Source organism: Chryseobacterium sp. TB1-D10, from assembly GCF_059803555.1.
Genome location: NZ_JAPFHB010000020.1, coordinates 1 through 6,837 on the forward strand (window position 1 = coordinate 1; position 6,837 = coordinate 6,837).

A 6,837-nucleotide genomic window follows, 5' to 3' on the forward strand; every position below is an offset into this window, starting at 1 on the left:
AAATTTGAACTTTTACTTGCCGGAAAATTATTATTAGCACTTTTTTTTGGTGCATTAATAGGTTTCGAAAGGGAAACTGCCCACAAAGATGCCGGGGTTCGCACTTTTGGCGTTCTCTGTATGGCTTCTTGCTTATTTGTCGCCGTTGCCTCGCATCTTACAGATGACAAATCTGCAATAGCGAGAATGCTGGCGGCGATACCTGCCGGTTTAGGATTTCTCGGAGCTGGACTGGCATTTAAAGATAGTTCCAGAAGCATGCAGGGGCTTACAACATCCACTGCTTTATGGGCTGCATCAGCAATAGGGTCTGCCCTTGCACTGAACATGTTTTTGTTATCTTTTTTAGCAACCGTTCTTACGTTGTTCATCTTAAGTATTAACAAATTTGGCTGGTATAAAAAAATTCTAAAAATCGGAAGTCAATCAGACCAGGATATAAATAAAAAGTAACCTAACAATCATTAAAAAATATTATTATGGAACATAAACACATCTACGACGAGAATGGAAAGCAGCTTTGCTGTACTCCGCAGGAAGGCAAAATCTATAAAGATGCCGGAGCCAAAAAATTAGTTGAAGAAGACGTATGCTGCGCTCCAAAGAAAAAAAAGGAAGAGCGTCAACATTCAGATGATGATGGACATGATCATGGAGAAACTGATAAAACTGCTTTTCAGATGTTCTTGCCTGCGATTATTTCATTGGTACTTTTATTAACTGGCATTGCACTGGACAATTACATCAAACCGGAATGGTTTAAAGATTGGGTACGAATTGTCTGGTACGGTGTTGCTTATCTACCAGTAGGTCTACCAGTTTTAAAAGAGGCTTTTGAAAGTATCAAACAAGGTGACGTGTTTTCAGAATTTTTCCTTATGAGCATTGCAACAATAGGAGCTTTCATTATCGGAGAATTTCCAGAGGGCGTGGCAGTTATGCTATTCTATGCAGTGGGAGAGGTTTTTCAGACTCTGGCGGTGTCGAGAGCTAAAACCAATATTAAGGCACTCTTAGATCAACGACCTGATGAGGTAACCATTATTGAAAATAATCAGCCTAAAAAAATTAAAGCTGCCGAAGCCAAAATAGGGGATACAATTCAGTTAAAATCAGGAGAAAAACTCGCATTGGACGGAGAATTGATCTCCGACTCTGCGTCTTTTAACACAGCGGCTTTAACAGGGGAAAGTAAACCTGATTCCAAAAATAAAGGGGAAACAGTGTTAGCCGGGATGATCAATATGAACAGTGTAGCTTTGGTCAAAGTCAATACGGCTTATGAGGACAGCAAACTCAGCAAGATCCTGGAACTTGTTCAGAATGCAACAGCGCAAAAAGCTCCGACTGAACTCTTTATCAGAAAATTTGCAAGAATTTACACCCCAATTGTGGTGGCATTAGCTGTTTTAATCTGCCTCGTACCTTATTTCTTTGTTGATGATTATATTTTCAGAGATTGGTTGTACAGAGCATTGATATTCTTAGTGATCTCATGTCCTTGCGCATTGGTGATCTCTATCCCGCTTGGTTACTTTGGAGGAATCGGAGCAGCGAGCCGCAACGGTATATTATTTAAAGGAAGTAACTTTTTGGATAAGATTGCTGAGATTCAGAATGTGGTTATGGATAAAACCGGAACCATGACAGAGGGTGTTTTTAAAGTCCAGGACGTTACCATTAAGGAAGGTTTTGACAAGGATGAAATTCTCCAGCTGGTCAATGTTGTTGAAAGTAAAAGTACCCATCCGGTGGCTACTGCTGTTCACGAGTTTGTAGGAGAACTCAACAATTCAATCAATTTAGAAGATACAGAAGAAATTGCAGGGCACGGTCTTAAGGCTATAGCTAATGGGAAAGAAATCCTTGTTGGTAATTTTAAACTGCTAGATAAATTCAAGATCAGTTATGACGTTGATCCTTCCAAAATCGTATACACGGTCATCGCCATTGCCTACGACGGTAAATTTGCAGGGTTCATTACTATTGCTGACCGTATCAAGGACGATGCAAAGCAGGCAGTTGATAAACTTCATAGTTTGAAGGTAAAGGCCACGATGCTGAGTGGTGACAAAACGACTGTAGTAAAATATGTGGCTGAACAGATCGGTATTGACAATGCTTTTGGAGACCTGCTTCCGGAAGATAAGGTTAATAAGGTCAAAGAAATAAAAGCAAGAAATGAAAGTGTAGCATTTGTCGGTGACGGCGTTAATGATGCGCCTGTTGTAGCATTAAGTGATGTTGGAATTGCCATGGGAGGACTGGGTAGCGATGCGACTATCGAAACTGCCGATGTAGTTATTCAGGATGATAAGCCTTCAAAAATAGCTATGGCAATCAACATTGGTAAAAAAACCAAAAGAATTGTGTGGCAAAATATCATACTTGCCTTTGTAGTAAAAGCTATCGTGCTTGTACTCGGAGCTGGCGGCCTTGCTACGATGTGGGAAGCGGTTTTTGCTGATGTGGGAGTTGCTATGATTGCCATCCTCAATGCAGTAAGGATTCAAAGAATGAAATTTTAAAAGAGATTAACACAGATAAAATAGAGCAAATTGTAGTGTCCTGTCTCCTTAGGATACTACAATTCTAAGAAAAATTTGCCTCCACTCATTTGATTAAGATTGAGTTCCCATAAAATATGGGAACAGGAAAGTTACATCAAATTTTACTATATAAAATTAAATTCTATTAGTGCTGCATGCGAACAATAAAAACTCAGAAAAATAATTTTTTATGTGGACTTATGTGAAAAAAAATTCAATACTGATCATTTTACTTAAATTTTCTCTAAGTATTTATGCTCAGGATAGTTTGTCATTACGAAAAACTGCTCAACAAGATTCTTTAATAATAAGAGATAATACCTTGGATTATAAAAAAATGATTGTTCCGGTTAGCTTGATATCAGCAGGTGCGATGGTTTTTGCAATTCCTGAAATCAACAAGTTTGATGCTAGTGTAAGAAAGGAAATAAGCGATCACAGATTAAACAATTCAAAATTAGACAACTATACCCAATTTATACCTGCTGCGCTGGTCTATGGGTTAAACGTTGCGGGGGTTCAGGGGAAACATAATTTAAAGGATCGCACGATTATTTTGGCAACATCGCAAGCTATTTCTTCGGCGATAGTTATTCCAGCAAAGTTAATGATCGGCAGGGAGCGACCTGATCAGTCAAATCATATGTCATTTCCATCAGGACATGCGGCAATTGCATTTTCAACAGCGCAGTTTATGTTCAGAGAATATCGGGACAGCAATTTTTGGATCAGTCTGTCAGGATATCCGTTTGCTGTTTTCACCAGTGTTTACAGAATCATCAATAATAAGCATTGGACTACCGATGTTTTGGCTGGAGCAGGTATCGGTATTCTTTCAACCGAGATAGCCTATTGGTTATATCCAAAACTCAAAATTTTATTTAAAACTCAAAATAAAAAGACTTTATCTATGATTTCTCCTTACTTCCAACAGAGTTACCAGCAGAAAAGTTTTGGACTTAATTATCAGGTCATTTTTTAAAATGTCATTATAATGGGATTTAGAAGAAGATTCAATAGAAGAGTAATAAGGAGGGGGAAACACAGACTTTCTTGGGAAGATATATTCTGTTTGATAGTTTTAGTTATTATGTTTCTCTCTATGATAATTTATGGAGTTCACAGGTATCTGCATCCCACTAAACTTCATAATTCCATTCATCATCACAGTAAAAAATAAATCAATCTATTTACTAAAAGGATCAATAGCCAATTATGGACAGATAAATATAATATTTTTTTAGAGTAAAATTTTAATATATCACGTATTTAAAAGGACATTTAATATTATTTAGATGACTCAAATAAATGTGGTTTAAAAAGATGTAAAATATTTAAAATCAAGGTGTTACGTATTAATTTTGGCATCTTATTTGCCTTTCACATATAACAACAAAAATCAATCAATATTCACTTTTAAATTAAAACGTTATGAGCAACGAAGATCAAAAAAAAGAGACGCACAAGCATCCGGAACATCATGAGCACAAAGAACATCATCCGCACAAGGAGCATCACGAAGGTCCTGAACACGCGAATGAACCGGAGCATCATCAAGAAAAAGAGCATCACGATGAGAAAGAACATCATGATGAAAAAGAACATCATGATGAGAGTAAGAAGTAAATAAAACAGTTCGTAGTATACTGAATTTCAATAATGGAATTCAGTATATTTTTTATAGAAATAATAAATACATTCAGTATTTCAATTTATCTTCTTAATTGTGCCTTTTCAGATTAGTGATGTTTAATTAATCCGCTATTGATAAAATTTAGTTTTAAACTCTATGATTGAGGCAATCTTACGAACATTATTGCTGATTTTTGGCATTGTAAAAAAAAACAAATAAGGATCTCCACGTAGGAATAAATTTTAATATTTCCTTGTATTCTATTATATCTTTTATCAATTAAAAAAATTTTCCCCAGTGATAAGAACTTAAACAAATGTTCTTGATCCAAATTCAAAATTGCAAAATCAACCTGTCACTGCGATGATATGAATATTAAACAAAATCTAAAAATAGTAGCTGATAAGGTCAACCACCTGGATTCACATTACAAATTATATATTTCACTTGCGTCGGCAACTTTGCTCTTTTTATTATTGCTGCTAACTAATATGGAAACATCAATAACTTTGATGATTACCTGGTTGGGATTCGCCACTATGAGTCTGATACTGTCTTGGATAACAATCCTGACTTCCCATCCTTCAGATGTGAAGCATGAAGCTCACGCGCAAGATTCAGGCAGAACCCTTATATTTTGCTTTGTAGTAGTTGCAGCCTTTGCCAGTTTGCTTGCAATCATCATACTTTTAAAAGAAACATCGGACAAGACAGATCAAGGAATTTATGCAGAGATACTTATTCCTTTAGGTTGCGTTGCAGGATCTTGGTGGCTTTTACACACAGTTTTCACACTCAGATATGCTCATTTTTTCTACTGTGATATCGATCATGACAGTGGTAGAAAAATAAAGCCTGAAGGTTTGAGGTTTCCTGAAGACGACGAGCCAGATTACCTTGATTTCACTTATTTTTCATTTGTTATCGGGATGACTTTTCAGGTTTCGGATGTAGAAATAACGTCGAAAAGGATACGGCGGTTAGCGTGGTTACATGGTATATTAGCTTTTGCATTTAATACTTTTATTGTAGCATTTACTATCAATATCATAGCAGGATTCTTTCAAAAATAAGAAAAAAAGATGATTATCATAGATATTTGAAAATATCGAATTAAATGTGAAACTAAACCTTAGTATGCCTCACTTTTGGAAAATACTGCCCCTGCTATATAGTGAGTGAAATTTGACGCAACCTTTAATAATGTAGGGATATAAACAATTTTTTCTCCCTCATTGATTATTTCTTTTCGAGGTAGGACATTAGAATCTATCGAATACTTTTCCAGTTCCTGAAAAAAACCGTTCCCAAGATATTGAAACATTATTTTTAGCATATTTTCTATTCTTTATAATTGATATAGGTAGATTTTAGATGTTACTACTTTAATGGGCATTAATGACAGTAGTGTGGAACATATCTATGAATAACACTGATAATATCATAGCTATGTATTGAACAACAAATAGATTTTTTTACTGTAATAGCACATTGTATTTATGAAATTTATTATCGTGTTTTACTTTTTAGGAAATTATAAAATTACTTTGTTTCATAAATCTGTGATATGAGTTACCGATTTTATATAAAATGAATTTAAAGAATTACTATGAATTTTTGAGTAATAGCTTAAAAAAGGTGATCAAAATCCGACTATATTTAATTAGCAAAAGAAAGTTGGTAAACTTATTAAAATTTTATCAACTGATATTCAATAATTTTAACCTTTTGGTAAGTGGTTGACTTTTAGGTGTGTACTTGTGTATAGGTATGTGTGTGCTTAGCTTTGTAAGAATTAATCAAATAAAAACAATCGCAACATGAAAATTTTAGTATTTGGAGCTACAGGCTCACAACAATTTAATGTAATATCAGAAGGTATTAAAAAAGGAGCGGAAGTAATTGCTGCGACAAGCTCAGAAAATAGTTTTAAGAAGCTAGCTAATGCTGGAGCAACGCCGGTTTTAGCAAACTTAGCTGACGCTGACAAAATAAGCGAAATTACCAATGGCGTCGATGCAATTGCCTTTATGATTCCTGTATCTCTTCCTAATCCTTTTGACGGTTTGCAATATGCTAAAAATGTAATTGATGCCGCTAAAGCTAATGGCGTGAAAAAAATCGTCTGGAATACAAGTGGCTGGTTGGAGTCTCAAAAAGTTGGATCGCCTGTTGACGATATAAAATTGGACGTTCAGGAATATTTGAAAAGTAGCGGAGTAGATTATGTGATCATCGAACCAACGATCTATATGGAAAATATGATGGGACCATTCTGTGCACCTTTTATCACCAATGAGAAAAAACTAGCTTATCCTACTCCAGAAGCGATGCCGATTGGTTGGATTGCTTCAAGAGATGTAAGTGCTTTTGTGGTTGAAGCGATTTATAATGAAGATTTAAAAGCAGATAATTTCAAAATCAGCGGTTTGGAAAACTTGAAAGGGAATGAATTAGCATCAGAATTTTCCAATGGGATAGGAGAAGAGATTGTATATTATCCTCAGAAACCTCAGGAATTTGGTGATATATTAAAACCAATGGTTGGAGAGGCAGGAGCAAACAGTGTTGCAGCTTATGTATGTCTTCAAAAGAAAATGGACTTTCTCTTAGGGAGTATTTGTTAGTTTAAAGTTATAATAAAAAGTTGATTTC

At 35.4% G+C, this 6,837-nt stretch carries 6 protein-coding genes; all 6 read left to right on the plus strand.

The annotated features are described in order from the left end of the window. Positions 1-453, plus strand: a 453-nt coding sequence (locus tag OPU68_RS18000; protein WP_498475299.1) for an MgtC/SapB family protein, incomplete at its 5' end; no start/stop codon positions are given. A 26-nt stretch (positions 454-479) separates the two neighbouring features. Continuing rightward, a complete protein-coding gene (locus OPU68_RS18005; RefSeq protein WP_168638754.1) occupies positions 480-2,528 on the plus strand; it encodes a heavy metal translocating P-type ATPase in 2,049 nt (682 codons plus the stop codon). Positions 2,529-2,739: 211 nt separating this feature from the next. After that, positions 2,740-3,531, plus strand: a complete 792-nt coding sequence (locus OPU68_RS18010) for a phosphatase PAP2 family protein (protein WP_498475300.1) — start codon at positions 2,740-2,742, stop codon at positions 3,529-3,531. 449 nt (positions 3,532-3,980) lie between these two features. Then, positions 3,981-4,175, plus strand: a complete 195-nt coding sequence (locus OPU68_RS18015; protein ID WP_498475301.1) for a hypothetical protein — start codon at positions 3,981-3,983, stop codon at positions 4,173-4,175. A 519-nt stretch (positions 4,176-4,694) separates the two neighbouring features. Continuing rightward, positions 4,695-5,255 carry a DUF1345 domain-containing protein gene (locus OPU68_RS18020; protein WP_498475303.1) on the plus strand — a complete coding sequence of 187 codons (561 nt, stop codon included), beginning with the start codon at positions 4,695-4,697 and terminating at the stop codon, positions 5,253-5,255. A gap of 747 nt (positions 5,256-6,002) precedes the next feature. Then, positions 6,003-6,809: an SDR family oxidoreductase gene (locus tag OPU68_RS18025; protein ID WP_498475302.1), complete on the plus strand. Its 807-nt coding sequence runs from the start codon at positions 6,003-6,005 to the stop codon at positions 6,807-6,809. Positions 6,810-6,837: the final 28 nt, after the last annotated feature.